This window comes from Variovorax paradoxus (assembly GCA_016806145.1).
In the GTDB taxonomy this organism is placed as follows: domain Bacteria; phylum Pseudomonadota; class Gammaproteobacteria; order Burkholderiales; family Burkholderiaceae_C; genus Variovorax.
The window spans coordinates 3,173,281-3,194,506 of the sequence record CP063166.1 but is presented as its reverse complement, the minus strand read 5'-3'; the positions used below and the strand labels follow the sequence as shown (position 1 = coordinate 3,194,506).

Sequence of the window (21,226 nt, the reverse complement as noted above, 5' to 3'; positions counted from 1 at the left end):
CGTTCCACCAGAGCGCCACGACGGCACCGCCGAACGACCGAGGAGAAGGAGAGCGACGATGAACATGATGGAGCGAATTCTTCGGTTGATGGCCGAGCGCAAGGCCTCCGACATCTACCTGTCGGCGCACTCCCCGGTGCAGATCCGCATCAACGGCGTGTGCGTGCCGATCAATACGCAGGTGCTGCCGCCGGCCGCGCCGCTCGCGCTGCTGTCCGAGGTGGTGCCGCCCGCGCGCATCCAGGAGCTCGAGGCCAACGGCGAGCTCAACATGGCGGTGGCCATCGAGGGCGCGGGCAACTTCCGCATCAGCGCGATGCGCCAGCGCGGCACCTACGCGGTGGTGGTGCGGCACATCGCCTCGGTCATCCCGGGCTTCGACGAGCTCAACCTGCCCGACATCCTGAAGACGCTCATCATGGAGAAGCGCGGGCTGATCCTGATGGTGGGCGCCACCGGCGCCGGCAAGACCACCACGCTGGCGTCGATGCTCGACTACCGCAACGAGCACGCCAGCGGCCACATCCTCACGGTGGAGGAACCGATCGAGTTCACCTACACCAACAAGCGCTCGCTGGTGAACCAGCGCGAGGTGGGCAGCGACACGCAGTCGCTGCAGACGGCGCTGAAGAACGCGCTGCGCCAGGCGCCCGACGTGATCCAGATCGGCGAGATCCGCGACCGCGAGACCATGACCGCGGCCATCGCCTATGCGCAGTCGGGCCACCTGTGCGTGGCCACGCTGCATGCCAACAACAGCTACCGCGCGCTCAACCGCGTGCTGAGCTTCTTCCCGGTCGAGGTGCGCCCCACGCTGCTGGGCGACCTGGGCTCGGCGCTGCGCGCCATCGTCTCGCAGCGGCTGCTGCGCACGCCCCAGGGCGCGCGCGTGCCGGCGCTCGAGGTCATGCTCAACACCGCGCTGGTGGCCGAGCTGATCGAGAAGGGCGACTTCTCGGGCGTCAAGGAAGCGATGGAGCAATCCATGGCCGAAGGCTCGCAGACCTTCGAGGAAGACATCGCGCGCCTCGTGATCGAGGAACGCATCACCCGCGAGGAAGGGCTGGCGCATGCCGATTCGCCCACCAACCTCATGTGGCGCCTGCAGAACCGCCAGGCGCCTAAGTCCCAGGTCGACGAGCGGCACCTGACCGACCAGCTCGACGAACCGACCTTCACCGACATCACGCTCGACGTGAAATTCTGAGAACCGCCCACCCGATGTCCCGCACGCTCCAGCTCGCCGAACAACTGATCTCGCGCCCTTCCGTCACCCCCGACGACGCGGGCTGCCAACAGATCCTGGGCGAGCGGCTCGCGCGGCTGGGCTTCGTGCTCGAGACCATCGAGAGCGGTCCGGCGGATTTCCGGGTCACCAACCTGTGGGCGGTGCGCCGCCCGGTCGACGCCTCGGCCGCCACGAAGACGCTGGTGTTCGCGGGCCACACCGACGTGGTGCCCACCGGCCCCGTCGAGCAGTGGACCAGCCACCCGTTCACCCCCGCCCACCGCGACGGCAAGCTCTACGGCCGCGGCGCCTGCGACATGAAGACCTCGGTGGCCGCCTTCGTGGTCTCGATCGAGGAGTTCCTGCAGGCCGTGCCCGATCCGCGCCTGACGCTGGCGCTGCTGCTGACCAGCGACGAGGAAGGCCCGGGCGTCGACGGCACCGTGGTCGTGTGCAACGCGCTGGCCGCGCGCGGCGAGAAGCTCGACTACTGCATCGTCGGCGAGCCCACGGCCGTCCAGCGCTGCGGCGACATGATCAAGAACGGCCGCCGCGGCACCATGAGCGGCAAGCTGACGGTCAAGGGCGTGCAAGGCCACATCGCCTACCCGCACCTCGCGAAGAACCCGGTGCATGCGGTGGCGCCCGCGCTGGCCGAGCTGGTCGCGATCAACGCGGCCGGCGGCTGGGACGCCGGCAACGCCTGGTTCCAGCCCACGAGCTGGCAGATCAGCAACTTCCACGCGGGCACCGGCGCGAGCAACGTGATCCCGGGCAGCGCGGTCATCGACTTCAATTTCCGCTTCTCGACCGAGTCCACGCCGCAGGCGCTGCAGCAGCGCGTGCAGGCCGTGCTCGATGCGCATGGCGTCGACTGCACGCTGGCCTGGACCGTCGGCGGCCTGCCCTTCCTGACCACGCCGGGCGAACTGGTCGCGGCCGTGCAGGGCGCGATCCGCGACGAGACCGGCATCGAGACCGAGCTGTCGACCAGCGGCGGCACCAGCGACGCGCGCTTCATCGCCAAGGTCTGCCCGCAAGTGGTCGAGCTCGGCCCGGTGAATGCCAGCATCCACAAGATCGACGAGCACATCGACGTGGCCGAGATCGAGACGCTGAAGAACATCTACCTGCGCACCCTGAAGCAGCTCGACGCTGCCCTCGCGGCATGAAGACCGTCATCGCGCTAATCGAAGCGGGCGCCGAGCAGTTGGAGCAGGCCGGCGTGGCCTTCGGCCATGGCACGGCCAACGCCTTCGACGAAGCGGCCTGGCTGGTGCTGTGGCGCCTCAAGCTGCCGCTCGACGAGCTCGACGCCGTGGCCGACACGCCGGTGGCGCCGGCCGACGCGGCCAAGGTCGAGGCACTGATCGCCGAGCGCATCGCGAGCCGCAAGCCCGCCGCCTACCTCACGAAGGAAGCTTGGCTGCAGGGCGTGTCCTTCTATGTCGACGAGCGCGCCATCGTGCCGCGCAGCTTCATCGCCGAGCTGATCGCCGACGGCTCCATCGACTACTGGCTCGGCGAGCACACGCAGCGCGTGCTCGACCTGTGCACCGGCAACGGCAGCCTCGCGGTGCTCGCGGCGCTGACCTATCCCGAGGTGACGGTGGACGCGGCCGACCTGTCGGTGGCCGCGCTCGAGGTGGCGGCGATCAACGTCACGCGCCACGCGCTCGATGCGCGCGTGATGCTGATCGAGTCCGACGGCCTCGCGGCCACGCCCGGCCCCTACGACCTGGTGCTGTGCAACCCGCCCTACGTCAACAGCCGGAGCATGGCCGCCCTGCCCGCCGAATACCGCGCCGAGCCCGAACTGGCTCTGGCCGGCGGCGCCGACGGCATGGATTTCGTGCGCCGCCTGTTCGCCGACGCGCCCGCGCGCATGAGCGAGCGCGCCGTGCTGGTGCTCGAGATCGGCAACGAGCGCGAGCATTTCGAGGCGGCGTTTCCGCAGCTCGAGGTGGTGTGGCTCGAAACCTCGGCCGGCGACGACCAGGTGCTGCTGGTCACGCGCGAGGCGCTGTTGAAAGCGGGCTGACCGGACGCGAAGAACGCGAAGATTTCGCGAAGGACGCGAAAGAAACCAGGAAATTTCTTTTTTGCGACCTTCGCGAAATCTTCGCGTCCTCTGCGTCCGGTACCCGTATTCCGTCCCCCTTTCGGCCCAACTCGGATAATCCGAGGTTGGGCTCCATTTCATGATCACTCTCAAGAACGTCATTCTTCGCCGCAGCGCCAAGGTCCTGCTCGACGGCGCCACCGTCACCCTCAACCCCGGCGAGAAGGTCGGCCTGGTGGGCCGCAACGGCGCGGGCAAGTCCACCCTGTTCGCATTGCTCAACGGCACCCTGCACGAGGACGGCGGCGATTTCTCCGTGCCCAAGCAATGGCGCATGGCGCAGGTCGCGCAGAACATGCCCGAGACCGAGGAGTCGGCCACCGACTTCGTGGTGGGCGGCGACACCCGCCTGACCGAGCTGCGCGAAGCGCTGGCCGCCATCGAGGCCGCCTACACCGCGAGCCCCGACGACGCCGACATCGGGATGGAGCTGGCCCATGCCTACACCGACCTGGCCGATGCCGGCGAGCACGATGCCGTGCCGCGCGCGCAGGCGCTGATCCTGGGCCTGGGCTTCAAGGCGCACGAACTCGACGCGCCGGTCAACAGCTTCTCGGGCGGCTGGCGCATGCGGCTGCAGCTCGCGCGCGCGCTCATGTGCCCGAGCGACCTGCTGCTGCTCGACGAACCCACCAACCACCTGGACCTCGACGCCCTGGTCTGGCTCGAAGCCTGGCTGCAGCGCTACGCGGGCACCATGATCGTCATCAGCCACGACCGCGAGTTCCTCGACGCCGTGACCGACGTGACCCTGCACATCGCCAATGCCCAGCTCACGCGCTACGGCGGCAACTACAGCAAGTTCGAGGACATGCGCGCGCTGCAGATGGAGCAGCAGCAGCAGGCCTTCGTCAAGCAGCAGGACAAGATCGCCCATCTGCAGAAGTTCATCGACCGCTTCAAGGCCAAGGCCAGCAAGGCCAAGCAGGCCCAGAGCCGCGTGAAGGCGCTCGAGCGCATGGAGCGCGTGGCGCCGCTGCTGGCCGAGGCCGACTTCAGCTTCGAGTTCAAGGAGCCGGGCAACATCCCGAACCCGATGCTGTCGATCAGCAACGCGAGCTTCGGCTACGAGATAGAGAACGAGGAACCCAAGACCATCCTGCGCGGCGTCAACCGCTCGGTGCTCGCGGGCCAGCGCATCGGCATCCTGGGCGCCAACGGCCAGGGCAAGTCGACGCTGGTGAAGACCATCGCGCGCGAGATGGGCGCGCTGGCCGGCCAGGTCACCGAGGGCAAGGGCCTGAACATCGGCTACTTCGCGCAGCAGGAACTCGACGTGCTGCACCCCGAGAGCAACCCGCTCGAGCACATGGTGCGCATGGCGCGCGAGCTCGGCAGCAGCGTGAAGGAGGCCACCGGCGAACAGGCGCTGCGCGGCTACCTCGGCAGCTTCAACTTCAGCGGCGACATGGTGAAGCAGCCCGTGGGCACCATGAGTGGTGGCGAGAAGGCGCGGCTGGTGCTCGCGATGATGGTCTGGCAGCGGCCCAACCTGCTGCTGCTCGACGAGCCCACCAACCACCTGGACCTCGCCACGCGCGAGGCCCTGGCCGTGGCGCTCAACGAGTTCGAAGGCACGCTGATGCTCGTGAGCCACGACCGCGCGCTGTTGCGCTCGGTCTGCGACGAGTTCTGGCTCGTGGGCCGCGGCGTGGTCGGCGACTTCGACGGCGACCTCGACGACTACCAGCGCTACCTGCTCGACGAGGCCAAGCGGCTGCGCGAGGAGGCCAAGGTGGCGAACGCGGCCGCCGCCGCGGCCCCGGCGCCAGCGCCGGTCGCAGCGCCCGCGCCGGCGCCCGTGGCGGCGCCGCGGCCGCGTCGCGCAACCCGCAGCAGCGCAAGCAGGACGCCCAGGAGCGCCAGCAGCGCAGCGAGCAGGCCAAGCCGCTGAAGCGCGAGCTCACGAAGATCGACGAGCGCATGGCCGCGGCCGGCAGCGAGCGCACGGCGCTCGAGGCCCGGCTGGCCGAGCCGCTGCCGCCGGCCGAGATCGCCGAGGCCGGCAAGCGGCTCAAGGCGCTCAACGACGAGATCGGCCAGCTCGAGGAACGCTGGCTCGCGCTGTCGGACCAGCTCGAAGCCCTGAGCGCGTGACGGGCCTGATACCCCGAACCGCCTGTAACGCCTTCGGGCCTTGAACCACCGCCCGGGCGGACCATCTATCGGAAGATCCCCATCCATCCGACGACCACCCGGGAGGTGCACCGCATGCCATCCGCCATCGAACTGGCCCAGGGCGACGAGAAGCTGATCGCCGCCATCCAGCGCAGCCGGCGCCTGCTCGGGCGCAAGGCGCTGATCGCCGCGGCCGCCAGCGCGGTGCCGTTGCCCGGTGTGGACTGGATGGCCGATGCCGCCCTGCTCTCGCGGCTCGTGCCGCAGATCAGCGCCGAATTCGGGCTCTCGGTGACGCAGATCGATCGCCTGGGCACGCACCAGCGCGAGCGCGTGCAGAAGGTCGCCACCACCGTCGGCGCGCTGCTGGTCGGCCGGCTGGTCACGCGCAAGCTGCTGATCAAGCTCGCGCGCCATGCGGGCATGCGGCTCACGGCCAAGCAGGCCACCAAGTACGTGCCGATCGCCGGCCAGGTGGTGTCGGCCGCCCTCGGCTATGCGGCGCTGCGCGCGCTGGGCGAACAGCACATCAAGGATTGCGTGCGCGTGTGCACCGTGCTCGCGCTGCCGCCCGCCGAAGCGCCCGCGTCCGCCTGAGCGATTCGCGGTCGGGCGCGGCCAGCGCCAGGGCCACGCCGAGCGCCAGGCCGAAGCCGCCGAGGCCGAATGCCAGCACATCGCCGGCCTGCCAGCCCAAGCAGATCACGGCGACCGACACCAGCATCAGCAGTCCCCGCAACACGCCCTCGAACTCGAGGCCCGGCGCGACGCCGCGGTGCATGGCTCAATCGCGGTGCATCGCGGGCCAGGGCAGCGGGCCGCGCGGAAAGGGTCGCAACACCACCGGGGCCGGCGCGGGCCGGCGGCGCGACGAGCTGCCGGTCCTGGCCGCCACCGGTGCGGGCGCGGGGGCCGGCGTCACCGGTGCCGGTTCGGAAATCGCGGGCTCGGCCGGCGTGACGCGCGACAATGGCCGGCCCCTGCCTGGCCCCGGCGCCACCGGCCCTTCCTTGAGCTGCTGCTCGTAGGCGGCGAGCAGCGCGTCGTAGGTGCGCAGCATCACGTCGCGCTCGCCGTAGCGCCCGATCTTGCTGATGGTCGGTTGCGGAATGCCGGTCCGTTTCTGGATCTGCTTCTGCGTAAGTCCCATGGCGCGCAGCGCCAGTACGAGCTCTTGAGGCTTCATGGCTGACTCCCTTTCGCCCATTCTAAAGTTGAGAGTGAATATTCCTTCACGCTTAAATTCGCGCCCATGGAAGATCCCCTTGCGGCACGGGCGCTGGCGGCTCGCAAATACGCCAAACTGACGCAGCGGCAGGCCGAGGAGCACTCGGGCGTGCGGCAATCCGACATCTCGAAGATCGAACGCGGAGAAACGGTGCGGCCCTCGGGCCTGGTGCAGCTCGCGCGCGCCTACCGCTGCGATCCGATCTGGCTGGTCACGGGCGAGGGGCGCGCCCCCTGGGAGGAAGCCGCACTGCCGCGCTCGGCCGACATCACGGGCGAGCGCGACGGCCCGTACCGCGTGACGCGCGTGCCGCCGCCGATCCCCTTCTACCGCCCCGGCACGCCCGGTACCGTGCCGCTGATCAGCTGGGAACAGGCCGCCACCTGGACCGGCCCCACCATCCCCGAACCGCCACCGCCGGCCCCGCCGCCGCTGCCGCTGAACGTGCGCGAACTGCGCAAGGGCATGCTGCCACCCGCGCCGCCGCCGCAACCGGTGCCCGCCGAGATGTGGATTCCCTGCGTGAGCCGCCACAGCGAACTCGCCTATGCGCTGCGCGTGCGCGGCGACAGCATGACCGCGCCCAGCGGCCACCTGAAGAGCTACCCCGTCGACGCGATCATCTTCGTCGACCCGCAGCGCGTGCAGCCCATGGATGGCGAACGCATCATCGCCAGGCTCGATGCCAGCGGCGAGGTCACCTTCAAGGCCTTCAAGCAGGAGGACGGACGGCGCTGGCTGCAGCCGCTCAATCCCGCGCACGAACCGATCCGGCTCGCGTTCACCGTGCTGGGCACGATCATCGGCAAGTGGGAAGACGAGGACTGAATCGAGGGCCGGCTTCCGAAGAATGAGCCCAGGATGAGCAATCCTCCAGGAATGCGAAACGGGGCGCGAGGTCAGGTTGCATGCAGGTTCGCAGAGCACATTAAGGGCTCTCCCTGTGACCTGTACCTCTGATCCTCCCTCCTCCGCAGGTCACCTTCCAGCCCGCCTCGTGCGGGCTGTTTTTTTTCCGCGACGCCCCGCGTCCGGCGTCATCGTTCTGCCATCGCACCGCCGAAGAATCGCGCCCGGTCTTCCCTGACCGCGACCTGACTTCACGATGCACGGAACATGACAAAAGCCTTCCCCACGATTCCCCTCGACCTGCCCCAGCGCCGCGCCTTCCTGCGCCAGAGCTTCGCCACCGCCGGTGCGGTCACGCTGCCCGCCTTCCTCGCCGCCTGCGGCGGCGGTGGCGACGGCGTGGCCTTCCCGCCGATCGGCGCCCTGCCGCCGAGCCCGCCACCCGCGGGCGAGCCGCCCGCGCCGCCGCCCCCGGCGCCGCCCGTGAAGAAGAGCCCGTTCGCCGAGTTCTCCGAGTTGCAGGCGCCCGACGTCAACGGCGTGAGGCTGCCCAAGGGCTTCAGCTCGCGCATCGTCGCGCGCTCGGGCACCGCGGCCGCGGGCAGCTATGCCTGGCATGCCGCGCCCGATGGCGGCGCGGTCTACCCCGGCCCCGATGGCGGCTGGATCTACCTGAGCAACTCGGAGGTCGGCAGCAAGAACGGCGGCGTCGGCGCGCTGCGCTTCGACAGGAACGGCGTGGTCGTCGATTCCTACGCGGTGCTCAGGAACACCTCGACCAACTGCGCCGGCGGCCCCACGCCCTGGGGCACCTGGCTCTCGTGCGAGGAGCATTCGAGCGGCATGGTGTGGGAGTGCGATCCCGCCAAGCCCTGGGTCGACGCCAACAGCGCGCCCAGCCTGCCCGCGCTCGGTCTCTATGCGCACGAGGCGGTCTGCGTTGACCCGGTCCACAAGACGCTCTACCTGACCGAGGACGCATCGGGCGGCCGTGTGTATCGCTTCGTCTGCGACGCCAGCGACTGGCCCGAAGGCGCGGCCCGTCCCGCGATGAAGAGCGGCCGGCTCGAGGTGCTCAAGGTCAAGGGCATCGTGAACGACGTGGACCTCGCCGCGCCCGACTACGCCAAGCTCAAGGACTACGGCACGCCCCAGCCCGTGGAATGGCTCGACGTGATCAATCCCGAGAAGGCGCAGGCCGGCGTGCGCAGCGCCATGCGCACCGGCGGCCTCACGCCGCCCGGCGCCATCTTCACCAAGGCCGAGGGCATCTGGTTCTTCAACGGCATCGTCTATTTCGTGACCTCGTTCAATGCCCGCATCTGGGCCTACGACACGCTGAACCAGACGCTCGAGGTGATCTACGACGGCAAGGACAAGAACCCGGCCACGCACTCGATCGACGAGCCCGACAACCTGACGATCTCGGCGCTCGGCGACATCCTCGTGGCCGAGGACGCGGGCAACCTCGAGATCGGCGTGCTGCGCATCGAGGCCGGCACCTCCCAGCCCCTGATGCGCCTCGAGGGCCACGACGACAGCGAAGTCACCGGCCCCGCCCTCTCGCCCGACGGCACGCGCCTGTACTTCAGCTCGCAGCGCGGCACCAGCGGCTCGAGCACCGGCGGCATCACCTTCGAGATCACGCTGCCTTCGCCCGCGAAGTAGAGCGGCACGGCACGCCATTCCTGCGAGCAGACTTTGCCCGGTTCGTCCGGGCTTTTTTTCGCCCGCGTCGGCATGCCAATGCGCATCGCCCTACGCACGCGCATGCCCCGCCGCCGCATACTCGTCGCATGAACGCTCCTTCCGACCGCGTGCGGCGCGTCTACCTCGCCGGCCCCGATGTCTTTCGCGTCGATGCCACGGCGCGCCTGCAGCGCCTGGTCAAGGCCTGCGCGGCGCGCGGCCTCGAGGCGCTGCCGCCGGCCGAGGACGCGAGCGGGCCGGCCACACCGCCGGCCGAGGTGGCGCAGGCGATCTACGACACCAACATGGCGCTGCTGCGCCGCGCCTCGGGCGTGATCGCGGACCTGTCGCCTTTTCGCGGCACCGAGCCCGATTCGGGCACGGTGTTCGAGGTCGGGGTGGCGATCGCGCTGGGCCTGCCGGTGGTGGGCTATGGCATTCCCGAGGGCAGCTATGCGGCGCGCGTCGAAACGGCGTTGCCCACGCGGCGCGATGGCGACGGCACCTTGCGCGACGCGAACGGCATGGCGGTCGAGGGCTTCGAGCTGCCGCTCAACCTGATGCTGGCCTGCTCGATCCGCATCGCGCGCACGGCCGAGGAAGCGCTCGACCTGCTGCAGCAGCGCCTGGGCTGACTCAGCGGCCGCCCGCGGCGGTCGTGATCATGCGCTCCATCAGCGCGAGCAGCGGCTGCTCCATCATCGGCAGCACCAGCGCGATGCCGGCCAGGCCCGCGGTCAGCGTGACCGGGAAGCCGATGGCGTAGATGTTCATCTGCGGCGCCACGCGCGAGACGATGCCCAGCGTGAAGTTGACGAACAGCAGGAGCCCGATCATCGGCAACGCGATCCACATCGCGCTCGCGAACAGCTCGGTGCCCAGCTCGTGCATGCGCGTGCGCGCCAGTGCCTGCAGCAGGCTGCCGCCGACCGGGAAGGCCTCGAAGCTGCGGATCACCGCCATCAGCACCGTGAGGTGGCCGTTGATCACGACGAAGAACAGCACCGCGATGTTGCCGAAGAAGCGCGACACGGCGCTGGTCTGGCCGCTGCTCACGGGGTCGAAGAAGGAGGCGAAGTTCAGCCCCATCTGCAGCCCGACCAGCTCGCCCGCGAACTCCAGCGCCGCGAACACCATGCGCACCGAGAAGCCGATCGCCATGCCGATGCCCACCTGCTGCACCAGCGTGCCGAGCATCGCGGCGTCGTTGAGGCCGATCATCGGCGGCGTGTCGAGCGTGGCCTGCGCGCACAGCGCGATCATGAAGGCCAGCCCGATGCGCGCGCGCACCGGAAAGGCACGCGAGGAGAAGACCGGTGCCGTGGTGAACACGCCCAGCACGCGCAGGAAGGGCCACAGCACGGGCGTGACCCAGGCCATGAGCTGGGCTTCGGTGAAGGTCAGCACGGCAAGCGGGGAAGGCGCGCTACAGCACCATCTGCGGAATCGACTCGATCACGCGGCGGATGTAGTCGACCAGCGTGGCGAGCATCCACGGACCGGCCAGCGCCAGCACCGCCACGGCCGCCACCAGCTTGGGCACGAAGGCCAGCGTGGCCTCGTTGATCTGCGTGATGGCCTGGAAGATGCTCACGACCAGCCCCACGACCAGCACCACCAGCAGCACGGGCAGCGACACGGTCAGGAGCATGACCAGCGCCTCCTGCCCCATCGTCAGGACCATCTGCGCGTTCATGTGGCGAAGCTCGCGGCGAGCGAGCCGATCAGCAGGTTCCAGCCGTCCGCGAGCACGAACAGCATGAGCTTGAACGGCAGCGCGACCAGCACCGGCGACAGCATCATCATGCCGAGCGACATCAGCACGCTCGAGACCACGATGTCGATCACCAGGAACGGAATGAAGATCATGAAGCCGATCTGGAATGCCGACTTGAGCTCGCTGGTGGCGAAGGCCGGGATCAGCACGCGCATCGGCGCGGTCTCGGCCTTGACATCGGCCGGCAGCTTGGCCAGCCGCGCGAACAGCGCGAAGTCGCTCTGGCGCGTCTGCTTGAGCATGAACTGGCGCATCGGCGTCTCGGCGCGCTTGAGCGCCTCCTCGAAGCCGATGGCATTGGTGCTGTAGGGCTTGTAGGCCTCGTCGTAGACGCGGTCCAGCGTGGGGCCCATCACGAACACCGTGAGGAACAGCGACAGGCCGATGATCACCTGGTTGGGCGGCGCCGACTGCGTGCCCAGCGCCTGGCGCAACAGCGACAGCACGATCACGATGCGCGTGAAGCCCGTCATCATCAGCACGATGGCCGGCAGGAACGACAGCGCGGTGAAGAACAGCAAGGTCTGCACCGGCACCGAGAAGCTGGTGCCGCCGCTGCCCGAGCCCACCAGCAGCGGCAACTGGCCGCCGGCCTCCTGCGCGAGCGCGAACGCGGGCGCGGCCAGCAGCGCGACGGCCGCGAGTCCCTTAGCGCGGCAGCTGCGCATGCGGCACCTCGGAAGACGCGGCCGGCAGCGTGTGCAGGCAGGTGATCGACTGGCCCGTCACGCCCAGCACCAGCCAGGTCCGCGCGCCCTCGGGGCCGACCTCGACCGTCACCACGCGCTGCTGCGGCCCGACCGCCACCGCCGACAGCAGGCGCGAGGCGGAACCGCCCGCGCCGGCCGGGCCGAGCCCGCGGCGCTGCTGCAGGCGGCGCAGCACGAAAGGCACGGCGCAGATCAGGCCGATGAAGACGACGATGGTGAGCAGGCTCTGCGTCATGGAGAAGAACGGAGGGAAAGCCGCCTCAGACCCGGTTGAGCCGGCGCAGCCGCTCGGCCGGCGCGACCACGTCGGTCAGCCGGATGCCGAACTTGTTGTTGACCACCACCACCTCGCCCTGGGCGACGAGGTAGCCGTTGACCAGCACGTCCATCGGCTCGCTCGCGAGCGTGTCGAGCTCGACGATCGAGCCCTGGCCCAGTTGCAGGATCTGCTTGATCGGCACCTTCTTGCGGCCCAGCTCCACCGAGAGCTGCACCGGGATGTCGAGCACGCGCTGGATGTCCTGCAGCGGTGCCGCGCCCGAAGCGGCGGCGCCCGCGGGCACTTCCTCGAGCGCCTCGGCCCAGCCGCCGGCGGCGTTGTCGGGAGTGGCTTGATCAGTGGACATGTGAACCTCCAAGCCAGTGCGGGTCGTCGCCGCGCAGGCATTCGTCGATGCGCAAGGCGTAGCGCGCGTTGTGGGTGCCGTAGTGGCAGATGAAGACGGGAGCGCCCTCGACCGAGGCCACCAGTTGCGGCAGGCGGTCGAACTGGATGAAGTCGCCGGGCTTCATGCTCATGAGCTGCGCCACCGTGACCTCGGGATGCGCCAGCTCGGCCACCAGCGTGACCTCGGCGGCCTGGATCTCGCGCGTGAGCATGGTCACCCAGCGCCGGTCCTCGGCCATCTCGCGCGCCTGCTGCGCGCCGTAGAGCACCGAGCGGATCGGCTCGAGCGAGGCATAGGGCAGGCACACGTGGATGTGGCCGGTGACGCCCGCCACGCTGACCTTGATCAGGTTGACCAGCACCGTGTCGCCGGGCGCGGCCACGTCGACGAACTGCACGTGCGTCTCGGAACGGTCGGGCACCAGCTTGAGCGGGTACACGTCCTGCCAGGCGGTGTTGTAGGCGTTGCAGACCACGCCGAGCGCGCGCTGGATCACGCGCTGCTCGGTCGGCGAGAAGTCGCGCCCCTCGATCGGCGCATGCACCGTGCCCGAGCCGCCGTACAGCGCATCGACCAGCGCCGAGATCAGCGTGGCCTCGCAGACCACCAGCGCGCGACCGCGCAGCGGCGGCATCGCCACGATGTTGAAGTTGGACGGCAGCGGCAAGGCGCCGAGGAAATCGGAGAAGCGCAGCAGCTGCACCGGCTCGATCGCGATGTCGGCGCTGCGGCTCACGAGCTGGAACAGGCCCTGGCGCAGGTTGCGCGCGAAGCGGTCGTGCACCACGTCGAGCGTGGGCATGGGGCGGCGCACCAGCCGTTCCTCGCCGGCCGTGATGTCGTAGTCGCGCGCGGCCGCGTCGGCCAGGCGCTCGGCGCTGTCGGCGGGGGCGGCCTCGGGCGCGGCCGCGGTGTCCTGTTCGCTGCTGCTCATGGGCGCTTCGGGCTCACTGCACGATGAAGCTGGAGAACAGCACGCCGCGCACCGGGCCGTTGGCGCGCGGCTTCCTGCGGCGCGGCGCCTCGTCGTCGTCGCCGCGTGCCGATTCGGGGTTGAGCACGCGCGTCACCTCGATCATCACGTCCTCGGCCAGCTTCTCCTTGCCGTCACGCTTGAGCAGTTCCTCGGAGGTGCGCTGCGACACCAGCATCAGCATCCGGCTGCGCACCACGGGCATCAAGGTCTTCAGGCGCGCGGCGGTCTTCTCGTCCTTCACGTCGAGCGTCATGCCGATCTGGGCCACGCGCTCGCCGCCCGGGTCGGCCAGGTTCACGATCAGGTTCTCGAGCGCCAGGTAGGTGGCGTCGGCATGCTTGGCATCGGGCTCGGGCTCCGACTCGGCGGCGGCGGCCGGCGCAGCGGCGCCGTTCTTGTGGAGGAAGAACCAGGTGCCGCCCGCGGCCGCGCCGCCGGCCAGCAGCACGGCGACGACGATGCCGAGCACGAGCTTCATCCTGCCCTTGGGCGGCGGCGCGGCATTGGCCATGGCGGGGTCGGCGGCTTTGGCGGACACGGTGGATTTCCTTCGGGGCACGGACGGCGGCCATCGCCATCCTCGTGCGGTCGATTATTCGATCGCGAGGGCCGTGGGAAGGGGCGGATAAAAGGGGGGAAAACCGCTCAGACGTACAGATCGAGCGCGCGCCCCGCCGGCAGCGACGCACGCACGACCGCCGGCGCGGGAGCCGAGGCGGAGGCCGCGCCGAGCCGCGCGACGCCGCGCACCACGCCGCGCGCATCGGAACGACCTTCGCCCTCGCCGCGCTGCTGCGTGCCCGCGGACTGCGCATCCACGGTCACGCCCGACAGCAGCAGCCCTTCCTGCCCGAACAGGTCCTTGAGCTGCGCCGCGGCCTGGCCCAGCATCTGGCGCACCTCGGGCTGGTCGCTGCGGAAGGCGATCTGCGCCTCGTTGCCCTGCACCTGCACGCTGAACGACACGCTCTGGCCCGGCGCGAGCTCGAGCGAGACATCGGCGCCCTGCGACTTCTGCGCGAGCCACCAACTGACCTGCTCGGTCATGCGGTCGGCGAGCACGGCGCCGCCGGCCGAGGCCGCGGCGGACGCGGCATCGACGGGGGCCATCCAGGCCGACGATGCCGAAGCCGAGGAAGACGCGCCCGCCGTCGCGCTGCCGGGATCGACGAGCATGCCCGTGGCGCTGCCGCGCTCGGCGCTTCGCTCGGCGCGGCGCGGTGCGGCCGCGGTGACAACGGCTTCCGTCGTTGCGGCCTGGATCGTTCGCGCCTGCGCGGACAGCGAGGCAGCTGCGAGTTCTTCCTTCGGCGGCAGGGCTTGCGATTGCGCTGTGCGTGCAGGTGTGGCCGCGCCATCGGCCGCCGCGAGGTTGGCCAGGCGCTGCGCCGTGCTGCGCGCGGTCGCCGCGCCATTCGGCTTGGCGGGCGGCGCGGCGGGCACATCGACGGCGGCATCCCGCGAAGTGCTCGGCGTGGAAACCACCGGCGGCGCGGGCATGCCCTTGGCCGGCTTCGGTCCCGCTCCAGCGCCATTCACGGCATCAACAGCGGCATCGCCCGTGGAGACGGGCGCATCCCCCGCCTTGCCCTCGCGGCTCACGAAAGCGCCCTGCGCCAACAGCATCCAGGGCTCGACGGCCGGCTGGGTGGTCGCGGTCGCGTGTGCGCCGGCGATGACCTCATCGGCCTTTTCATCTTCTTTCACGGCCCCCGCGGCCGGCGTCTTCGCCGGCACGCAAGCGCCCTCCTCGTCCGCGGCCTCCGCCGCCTCCGAGGCCTGCGATTCATTCGCGCCCTCGAGCGCCCGATCGAAGGCATCGGCCGCGCCGCCACGCTCGCGCGCGGTGGGCGCGCGAGCAGGCAGCAAAGGATCGGCACTCGCCCGCGCCACTTCGACGCTCATCGCCATTCCTCCGACCGTTCGCCGTGCCGCCGGTGCTGCAGGGCCGCCTGTTCGTCCGTCTGCTTCTGCGCGCGCCGGTCGGCCTGCAGCTGCAGCTCGCGTTCGCGCGAGCGCACCAGCTGGCGCAGGCTCTCGAGCCGCGCCTCGGCCTCGCGCACGGGCACGGCCGCGCGCTCCACGCCCTGGCCGAGCTCGCGCACGATGCCGGTCTGCAGCGCGATCGCATGGTCGAGCCGCTCCATGAACTGGTAGTGGTGGCGCATCAGCTCGGGCGTGCAGTTGAGCGAGCGCGTGGCCCAGCGCGCGGTGCATTCCTGCGCGTAGCTCTCGAGCTGGTCGAGCTGCACCTGGCCCGCGAGCCATTTCTGCCGCGCCTGCGCGAGCAGCTGCACCGCGGCATCGCGCCGGTCGCGCGCCATGTCGGCCGCGATCTCGAGACCGCTCATGGTTGGCGTCCCTCGAGCACGTCGGCCATGCCGCCGAGGCTGACATCGAAGGGTGCGCTCTCGTGCATGCGCTGCTGCAGGAACGCGGTCATCGCGGGCTGCAGCCGGATCGCCTGGTCGAGCGCCGGGTCGCTGCCCGCGGCATAGGCGCCCACGCGCACCAGGTCGCGGCTCTTGCGGTAGCGCGAATAGATGGCGCGGAAGTGGCGCGCGCATTCGAGGTGGCCGGCCGAGGCCACGTTGTGCATCACGCGCGAGGCCGACTGCTCGATGTCGATGGCCGGGAAATGCGCCTCCTCGGCCAGCGCGCGCGACAGCACGATGTGGCCGTCGAGGATGGCGCGCGCCGCGTCGGCGATCGGGTCCTGCTGGTCGTCGCCCTCCGACAGCACGGTGTAGAAGGCGGTGATCGAGCCCACGCCGTTGAGGCCGTTGCCGCTGCGCTCCACCAGCCGCGGCAGCTTGGCGAAGCACGAGGGCGGATAGCCCTTGGTGGCCGGCGCCTCGCCGATCGCCAGCGCGATCTCGCGCTGCGCCATCGCATAGCGCGTGAGCGAATCCATCAGCAGCAGCACGTGCAGCCCCTGGTCGCGGAAATGCTCGGCCACCGCGGTCGCGTAGCTCGCGCCCTGCATGCGCAGCAGCGGCGGCGAATCGGCCGGCGCCGCCACCACCACCGAACGCGCGCGGCCCTCGGGCCCGAGGATGTCCTCGATGAATTCCTTCACCTCGCGGCCGCGCTCGCCGATCAGGCCGACCACGATCACGTCGGCCGCGGTGTAGCGCGCCATCATCCCGAGCAGCACGCTCTTGCCCACGCCCGAGCCGGCGAACAGGCCGATGCGCTGGCCGCGCCCGACGGTCAGCAAGGCATTGATCGCGCGCACGCCGGTATCGAGCGGCTCGCGCACCGGGTCGCGGTCCATCGCGTTGATCGGCGCGCGGTCCAGCGGCTCGGCGCTGACCTCGGTCAGCGGGCCCAGGTCGTCGAGCACATGGCCCTGCGGGTCGACCACGCGGCCCAGCAGGCCGTCGCCCAGCGGCAGGCGCAGCGCGCCCACGCGCGGCGCGATGCCGGGATCGGCCTCGCCGAGCCGCGGCACCGGCACATAGGGCGCGGCGGGCACCACGCTGGCGCCGCTCGACAGGCCCTGCACCTCGCCGGCCGGCATCAGGAAGGCGCGGTCGTTCGAGAAACCCACCACCTCGGCCAGCACCGCGGGCTGGCTGCCCATGCGCACCAGGCACTGCGAGCCCACGGGCGCGCGGATGCCCGAGGCCTCGAGCACCAGGCCGGTGAGCCGGGTCAGCGTGCCGCGCGCCTCGAGGCCGGCGTCGTGCGCCAGCCGCGCCTGCGCGTCGGCCATGAACTGGCGCCAGTCGAGCGGGTCAGCCAGCCGCATCCGGGTCCTTCGGCGCCGCGTCGTCGTGCCACGGCATCGCCAGGCCCAGCGCCGCGACCGCGCGCGACCAGCGCGTGGCCACGCCGCCGTCGATGACGGTGCCGGCCGACTCGACCAGGCAGTCGCCGGGCGGGATGCCCGCGTCGGCCACCACGCTCACGGGCTGGCCCTCGAACTCGGCGCGCAGCGCGACGCCCAGCCGCTCGAAATCGGTCGGCGACAGCCGCACGGTGCTGGCCTTGCCATCGACCGCGAGCATGGCGAGCGCCTCGCGCACCACCGGCTCGAGCACGGCCGGCCGGGTCGCGATCTCCTGGCGCAGCACCTGGCGCGCAAGCGCGCAGGCGATCTCGAGCGTGCCGCGCGCGAGCTCCTGCTGCACCTCGGCCAGCTGCGCCTCGGCGCTTGCGAGCAAGGCGGCAACGCGCTGCGCGGCCTCCAGGCCCTCGTTGGCCTGGTAGGCCTCCATCTGTTCGCGCGCCTCGGCCTGCGCCGCCGCGCGGCCGGCCGCATAGCCTTCGTCGCGGCCCTGCTGGCGCGCTTCCTCGATCGCCTCGGGATCGACCACGCCGCCGAGCACGTTGCCCTCGGCGCCGACGGCGGCGAACTGCCAGCGCGCGAAGCGCGCGACGTCCTCGCCGCGGATGAAGGCGCCGCGGCTCACGCCCGGACCTCCGTCGTTTCAGCCAGCGTCATGCGTGCGCCCATCAGACAAACCCGCCATCGCCGCCGCCCAGCATGATCTGGCCTTCGTCGGCGAGCCGGCGCAGCGCCTTGAGGATTTCCTTCTGCTGCGCCTCGACCTCCGACAGCCGCAGCGGACCGCGCGCCTCGAGGTCCTCGCGCAGCGCCTCGGCCGCGCGCGAGGACATGTTCGAGAGGAACTTGTCGCGCAGCGGCGGCGCCGCGCCCTTGAGCGCGACGATCAGCGTCTCCGACGCGATCTCCTTCATCACCAGCTGCAGCGACTTGTCGTCGAGCTTCATCACGTCGTCGAAGACGAAGGTCAGGTCGGCGATCTGCTGCGCCAGCTCGGCATCGTGGTTGCGGATCGCCGCGATGGCCTGCGCATCGGCGCCGCTGCCGAGCAGGTTGATCATGCCGGCGGCCGTGCGCGGTCCGCCCAGCGAGGGCTTGCGCACCTTGGCGCCGCCCGAGAGCACGCGGAACATCACCTCGTTGAGGTCTTCGAGCGCGGCCGGCTGGATGCCCTCGAGCGTGGCCACGCGCAGCAGCACCTCGGCGCGCTGCAGGTCGGGCAGTTGCAGCAGGATCGCCGAGGCGTGCTCGGGCTCCAGGTGCACCAGGATTGCGGCCACGATCTGCGGATGCTCGAGCTTGAGCACCTCGGCCACCGAGGGCGCGTCCATCCACTTGAGGTTCTCGATGCCGCTGAGGTCGGCGGTCTGCAGGATGCGGTCGACCAGGATCGAGGCCTTCTCCTCGCCGAGCGCGTGGCGCATCACCGAGCGCACGTAGTCGCCGGTGTCGGCTGCGAACAGGCTCTGGCCCGCGGTGGCGGTGATGAAGCGGTCCGCCACCTCGCCGAGCCGCTCGCGCGACACGGCGCGGGTCTTGGCGATGGTCTCGCCGATCTTCTGCACCTCGCGCGGCGACAGGTGCCGCAGCACCTCGCCGGCTTCCTGTTCGCCGAGCGACATCAGGAGGATCGCCGCGTCGTTGAGTCCCTGTTCGTCCATGCGCGTTCGTTCCGGTCAGCCGTGGACCCAGGTCTTGACGATGTTCGCCACCGCCACCGGGTTCTGCCGCGCCATCTGGCGCGCGCCCTCCAGCCGCATCTGCTCGGGCACCTGCTCCTGCGGCGAGGGCACGGCCACCGCCTCGGGCGCGCCGAGCGCGGGACGTTCGGGCGTGTCGGCCACCATCGCGTTGAGCTGGCTGCCGGCGGCGGGACCGCCGAGCGCCGGCGTGATGCTGCCGGGCAGCGGCTTGGCCGCGGCCATGGCCTTGAGGCCGGGGCGCACCATGCCCAGCAGCACGATCGCGCCGATCAGCACCAGCCCCACGGGCCAGGCGAAGCTGCGCGCCAGCTCCAGGGTCTCGGGGCGCTTCCACAGCGGCAGCTCGACCTGCACCGGCGCGTCGACCAGGAACGGCGTGTTCATCAGGTTCACCGAGTCGCCGCGCTCCTTGTTGAAGCCGATGCTCTCGCGCACCAGCGCCGTCATCTGCTCGACCTGCTGCGCCGACAGCGCGGTCGGCACCACCTTGCCCGCGGCATCGGCCACGCCCTGGTAGTTGACGACCACCGCCGCGCTGAGCCGGCGGATCTGGCCGGTGGCGCTGCGCACGGTCTTCACGGTCTTGTCGACCTCGTAGTTGATGGTGGACTCGCGCTTGCCCGGCGGGCGCTGGGCGGCCGCGCCCGCGCACCACCGCCGCGGCGCCGGTGGGCGCGAGCGCCGCGGCCGGACCGTTGACCGGGGCCGACGAGGCGCCGGGCGGCTGGTTCGAGGTGGCGCCCGGCACGCCCGCGGGCGGCGTGGCACCGGCCGCGCCGGGACCGGTGGTCTCCACCGTCTGCTGGCTGCGCACGGCGCCGGCCTCGGCCGCCTGGTTCGGGCGGTGCTCCTCCATGGTCGCCTCGCTCTGCGAGAAGTCCACGTCGGCCGTGACCTGCGCCTTCACGTTCTGGCGCCCCACCACCGGCTCGAGGATGTCGAGGATGCGGCGCATGTACTGCTGCTCGATCTGCTGCACGTACTGCAGCTGCTGGCCCTCGCCGGCACCCGCGCCGCCGGTGGCGCCGTCGCCGGTCTGCGACAGCAGCTTGCCGCTGTCGTCGACCACGCTCACGGCCGAGGGCGCGAGCTCGGGCACGCTGGAGGCCACCAGGTGCACGATGCCCGCGATCTGGTTGCGCTCGAGCGTGCGACCCGGGTGCAAGGTCAGCAGCACCGAGGCCGAGGGCTTCTGCTGCTCGCGGAAGAAGCCGTTCTGGTTCGGCAGCGCCAGGTGCACGCGCGCGCTCTGCACCGAGGCCAGGCCCTGGATCGAGCGCGTGAGCTCGCCCTCGAGGCCGCGCTGGAAGCTCAGCTTCTCCTGGAACTGCGTCATGCCGAAGCGGTTGTTCTCCATCAGCTCGAAGCCGGCCACCGAGCCCTTGGGCAGGCCCAGCGAGGCCAGGCGCAGGCGCACGTCGTGCACCTTGTCGGCCGGCACCATCACGGCGCCGCCGCCCTCGGTGTACTTGTAGGGCACGTTCATCTGGGCGAGCTGGGCGACGATCGCGCCGCCGTCCTTGTCGCCGAGGTTGGCGTAGAGCACGCGCCAGTCGGCCTGGCGGCCCATCACGATGGCGGCCACGGCCAGCGCCACCAGCAGCGCGGCGCCGATCGCCAGCCGCAGGCGCTGGCGCCGGTCGAGCGACGCGAGGCGGCCCTGCCAGGCCGGGGCGGCAAGGGACGCGGGCTGGGCGGCGGGAAGTTCGGCGACGGCGGTGGACATGGGCTCGGCGGTGCGGGTCGGTTCGCACGGCGCGGAAGGCGCTTCGTGCTCGCTGCGATTATTCGGGCCGACCCCGTCCCACATAAGCCCGATAAAGGGCTGCTTTCCTGCCCATTTCCCCGCGATCGCGCTCGGCCGACCGCCCGTAGCATCGGTGCCCATGGACCTCCGACTCGCACCGCTGACTTCGCCCACCTCGGCGCAGGCTTTCGCGCGCACGGCGCGCACCGCGCCCTCGGCCGCCGAGGGCAGCGGCGGCGGCTTCGCCGGGGCGCTCTCGGGTGCGCTGCAGTCGGTGAGCGCGGCCCAGAACCAGGCCGGCGCGCTGCAGCGCGAGGTTCAGCTCGAGAACCCGAACGTCAGCCTGGAGCAGACCATGGTCGCGATCCAGAAGGCGCAGATCGGCTTCCAGGCCACGATGCACGTGCGCAACCGCATGGTGCAGGCCTACAGCGACATCATGAACATGCAGGTGTGAGGCGGATCGCTTCGATCCGCGAGAACCGTTCGGCTCCCCGATCTTCGACAACCGCTCGGCCTCCGGGTCTTCGTCCACCGTTCGGGCTGAGCTTGTCGAAGCCTTGCGCGGCGCTTCGACAAGCTCAGCGTGAACGGTCTTTCTGTTCTTCCACCGTCGTC

At 70.8% G+C, this 21,226-nt stretch carries 20 protein-coding genes and 3 pseudogenes; 9 read left to right on the top strand and 14 right to left on the bottom strand.

Features of this window, described 5'->3' with window-relative positions; genetic code table 11:
- Positions 1-58 precede the first annotated feature (58 nt).
- The 5 genes and pseudogenes from INQ48_15050 to INQ48_15030 all read left to right on the top strand — a co-directional run bounded on the left by INQ48_15050 (position 59) and on the right by INQ48_15030 (position 6,065).
- A complete protein-coding gene (locus INQ48_15050; GenBank protein ID QRF60442.1) occupies positions 59-1,207 on the top strand; it encodes a PilT/PilU family type 4a pilus ATPase in 1,149 nt (382 codons plus the stop codon).
- Between the two features lie 14 nt (positions 1,208-1,221).
- Complete coding sequence (gene dapE, locus INQ48_15045) at positions 1,222-2,400, top strand: succinyl-diaminopimelate desuccinylase (protein ID QRF60441.1); 1,179 nt, start codon at positions 1,222-1,224, stop codon at positions 2,398-2,400.
- Positions 2,397-3,269: a 50S ribosomal protein L3 N(5)-glutamine methyltransferase gene (prmB, locus tag INQ48_15040; GenBank protein QRF60440.1), complete on the top strand. Its 873-nt coding sequence runs from the start codon at positions 2,397-2,399 to the stop codon at positions 3,267-3,269. The genes dapE and prmB overlap by 4 nt, the downstream gene beginning before the upstream one ends.
- Positions 3,270-3,429: 160 nt before the next feature.
- Positions 3,430-5,447 (top strand): annotated as a pseudogene (locus tag INQ48_15035) (ATP-binding cassette domain-containing protein).
- Between the two features lie 114 nt (positions 5,448-5,561).
- Entirely contained in the window at positions 5,562-6,065 is a 504-nt protein-coding gene (locus INQ48_15030) for a hypothetical protein (GenBank protein ID QRF60439.1), read from the top strand.
- 409 nt (positions 6,066-6,474) lie between these two features.
- Here INQ48_15030 and INQ48_15025 read toward each other — a convergent pair.
- Positions 6,475-6,654 (bottom strand): annotated as a pseudogene (locus INQ48_15025) (XRE family transcriptional regulator).
- A gap of 66 nt (positions 6,655-6,720) precedes the next feature.
- Here INQ48_15025 and INQ48_15020 point away from each other — a divergent pair.
- From INQ48_15020 to INQ48_15010, 3 genes are all read left to right on the top strand, one after another.
- Positions 6,721-7,524 (top strand): helix-turn-helix domain-containing protein, encoded by an 804-nt coding sequence (locus INQ48_15020; protein QRF60438.1) that lies wholly within the window; start codon positions 6,721-6,723, stop codon positions 7,522-7,524.
- Between the two features lie 288 nt (positions 7,525-7,812).
- Positions 7,813-9,213: a DUF839 domain-containing protein gene (locus INQ48_15015; GenBank protein ID QRF60437.1), complete on the top strand. Its 1,401-nt coding sequence runs from the start codon at positions 7,813-7,815 to the stop codon at positions 9,211-9,213.
- A 128-nt stretch (positions 9,214-9,341) separates the two neighbouring features.
- Positions 9,342-9,869: a nucleoside 2-deoxyribosyltransferase gene (locus tag INQ48_15010; GenBank protein ID QRF60436.1), complete on the top strand. Its 528-nt coding sequence runs from the start codon at positions 9,342-9,344 to the stop codon at positions 9,867-9,869.
- A 1-nt stretch (position 9,870) separates the two neighbouring features.
- Here the strand turns inward: INQ48_15010 and fliR are convergent, their stop codons facing one another.
- The 13 genes and pseudogenes from fliR to fliF form a co-directional block, all read right to left on the bottom strand.
- Complete coding sequence (fliR, locus tag INQ48_15005) at positions 9,871-10,641, bottom strand: flagellar biosynthetic protein FliR (protein QRF60435.1); 771 nt, start codon at positions 10,639-10,641, stop codon at positions 9,871-9,873.
- Positions 10,642-10,660: 19 nt separating this feature from the next.
- A complete protein-coding gene (fliQ, locus tag INQ48_15000) occupies positions 10,661-10,930 on the bottom strand; it encodes a flagellar biosynthesis protein FliQ (GenBank protein ID QRF60434.1) in 270 nt (89 codons plus the stop codon).
- The gene (gene fliP, locus INQ48_14995; GenBank protein ID QRF60433.1) at positions 10,927-11,679 is read right to left on the bottom strand and encodes a flagellar type III secretion system pore protein FliP; all 753 of its coding nucleotides are present in this window, start codon (positions 11,677-11,679) and stop codon (positions 10,927-10,929) included. Before fliP ends, fliQ begins: the two co-directional genes overlap by 4 nt.
- Entirely contained in the window at positions 11,660-11,956 is a 297-nt protein-coding gene (locus tag INQ48_14990) for a flagellar biosynthetic protein FliO (GenBank protein ID QRF60432.1), read from the bottom strand. Before INQ48_14990 ends, fliP begins: the two co-directional genes overlap by 20 nt.
- A 25-nt stretch (positions 11,957-11,981) precedes the next feature.
- A complete protein-coding gene (gene fliN, locus INQ48_14985; protein ID QRF60431.1) occupies positions 11,982-12,347 on the bottom strand; it encodes a flagellar motor switch protein FliN in 366 nt (121 codons plus the stop codon).
- Entirely contained in the window at positions 12,337-13,323 is a 987-nt protein-coding gene (gene fliM / locus INQ48_14980) for a flagellar motor switch protein FliM (GenBank protein ID QRF60430.1), read from the bottom strand. Before fliM ends, fliN begins: the two co-directional genes overlap by 11 nt.
- Before the next feature lie 13 nt (positions 13,324-13,336).
- Positions 13,337-13,876, bottom strand: a complete 540-nt coding sequence (locus INQ48_14975) for a flagellar basal body-associated FliL family protein (protein QRF60741.1) — start codon at positions 13,874-13,876, stop codon at positions 13,337-13,339.
- A gap of 134 nt (positions 13,877-14,010) precedes the next feature.
- Positions 14,011-15,270, bottom strand: a complete 1,260-nt coding sequence (locus INQ48_14970) for a flagellar hook-length control protein FliK (protein ID QRF60429.1) — start codon at positions 15,268-15,270, stop codon at positions 14,011-14,013.
- Positions 15,267-15,716 carry a flagellar FliJ family protein gene (locus INQ48_14965; protein ID QRF60428.1) on the bottom strand — a complete coding sequence of 150 codons (450 nt, stop codon included), beginning with the start codon at positions 15,714-15,716 and terminating at the stop codon, positions 15,267-15,269. Before INQ48_14965 ends, INQ48_14970 begins: the two co-directional genes overlap by 4 nt.
- Positions 15,713-17,083, bottom strand: a complete 1,371-nt coding sequence (gene fliI / locus INQ48_14960; protein ID QRF60740.1) for a flagellar protein export ATPase FliI — start codon at positions 17,081-17,083, stop codon at positions 15,713-15,715. The genes INQ48_14965 and fliI overlap by 4 nt, the downstream gene beginning before the upstream one ends.
- Before the next feature lie 22 nt (positions 17,084-17,105).
- Positions 17,106-17,783 carry a flagellar assembly protein FliH gene (locus tag INQ48_14955; protein ID QRF60427.1) on the bottom strand — a complete coding sequence of 226 codons (678 nt, stop codon included), beginning with the start codon at positions 17,781-17,783 and terminating at the stop codon, positions 17,106-17,108.
- 43 nt (positions 17,784-17,826) lie between these two features.
- Positions 17,827-18,819: a flagellar motor switch protein FliG gene (gene fliG / locus INQ48_14950; GenBank protein QRF60426.1), complete on the bottom strand. Its 993-nt coding sequence runs from the start codon at positions 18,817-18,819 to the stop codon at positions 17,827-17,829.
- A 15-nt stretch (positions 18,820-18,834) separates the two neighbouring features.
- Positions 18,835-20,587: pseudogene (gene fliF, locus INQ48_14945) on the bottom strand (flagellar M-ring protein FliF).
- Between the two features lie 160 nt (positions 20,588-20,747).
- Between fliF and fliE the strand changes: the two are divergent.
- A complete protein-coding gene (fliE, locus tag INQ48_14940) occupies positions 20,748-21,065 on the top strand; it encodes a flagellar hook-basal body complex protein FliE (protein ID QRF60425.1) in 318 nt (105 codons plus the stop codon).
- The last annotated feature ends 161 nt before the right edge of the window (positions 21,066-21,226 follow it).

Bases quoted from the DNA above. Each gene is read 5' to 3' on its own strand.
- dapE (QRF60441.1), top strand. From the start codon at position 1,222: ATGTCCCGCACGCTCCAGCTCGCCGAACAACTGATCTCGCGCCCTTCC.
- INQ48_15050 (QRF60442.1), top strand. From the start codon at position 59: ATGAACATGATGGAGCGAATTCTTCGGTTGATGGCCGAGCGCAAGGCC.
- INQ48_14965 (QRF60428.1), bottom strand. From the start codon at position 15,716: ATGAGCGGTCTCGAGATCGCGGCCGACATGGCGCGCGACCGGCGCGAT.
- fliI (QRF60740.1), bottom strand. From the start codon at position 17,083: ATGGCCGACGCGCAGGCGCGGCTGGCGCACGACGCCGGCCTCGAGGCG.
- fliM (QRF60430.1), bottom strand. From the start codon at position 13,323: ATGAGCAGCAGCGAACAGGACACCGCGGCCGCGCCCGAGGCCGCCCCC.
- INQ48_14970 (QRF60429.1), bottom strand. From the start codon at position 15,270: ATGAGCGTCGAAGTGGCGCGGGCGAGTGCCGATCCTTTGCTGCCTGCT.
- INQ48_15015 (QRF60437.1), top strand. From the start codon at position 7,813: ATGACAAAAGCCTTCCCCACGATTCCCCTCGACCTGCCCCAGCGCCGC.
- fliE (QRF60425.1), top strand. From the start codon at position 20,748: ATGGACCTCCGACTCGCACCGCTGACTTCGCCCACCTCGGCGCAGGCT.
- INQ48_15010 (QRF60436.1), top strand. From the start codon at position 9,342: ATGAACGCTCCTTCCGACCGCGTGCGGCGCGTCTACCTCGCCGGCCCC.
- fliP (QRF60433.1), bottom strand. From the start codon at position 11,679: ATGCGCAGCTGCCGCGCTAAGGGACTCGCGGCCGTCGCGCTGCTGGCC.
- INQ48_15030 (QRF60439.1), top strand. From the start codon at position 5,562: ATGCCATCCGCCATCGAACTGGCCCAGGGCGACGAGAAGCTGATCGCC.
- INQ48_15020 (QRF60438.1), top strand. From the start codon at position 6,721: ATGGAAGATCCCCTTGCGGCACGGGCGCTGGCGGCTCGCAAATACGCC.
- fliN (QRF60431.1), bottom strand. From the start codon at position 12,347: ATGTCCACTGATCAAGCCACTCCCGACAACGCCGCCGGCGGCTGGGCC.
- fliQ (QRF60434.1), bottom strand. From the start codon at position 10,930: ATGAACGCGCAGATGGTCCTGACGATGGGGCAGGAGGCGCTGGTCATG.
- prmB (QRF60440.1), top strand. From the start codon at position 2,397: ATGAAGACCGTCATCGCGCTAATCGAAGCGGGCGCCGAGCAGTTGGAG.
- fliG (QRF60426.1), bottom strand. From the start codon at position 18,819: ATGGACGAACAGGGACTCAACGACGCGGCGATCCTCCTGATGTCGCTC.
- INQ48_14990 (QRF60432.1), bottom strand. From the start codon at position 11,956: ATGACGCAGAGCCTGCTCACCATCGTCGTCTTCATCGGCCTGATCTGC.
- INQ48_14975 (QRF60741.1), bottom strand. From the start codon at position 13,876: ATGGCCAATGCCGCGCCGCCGCCCAAGGGCAGGATGAAGCTCGTGCTC.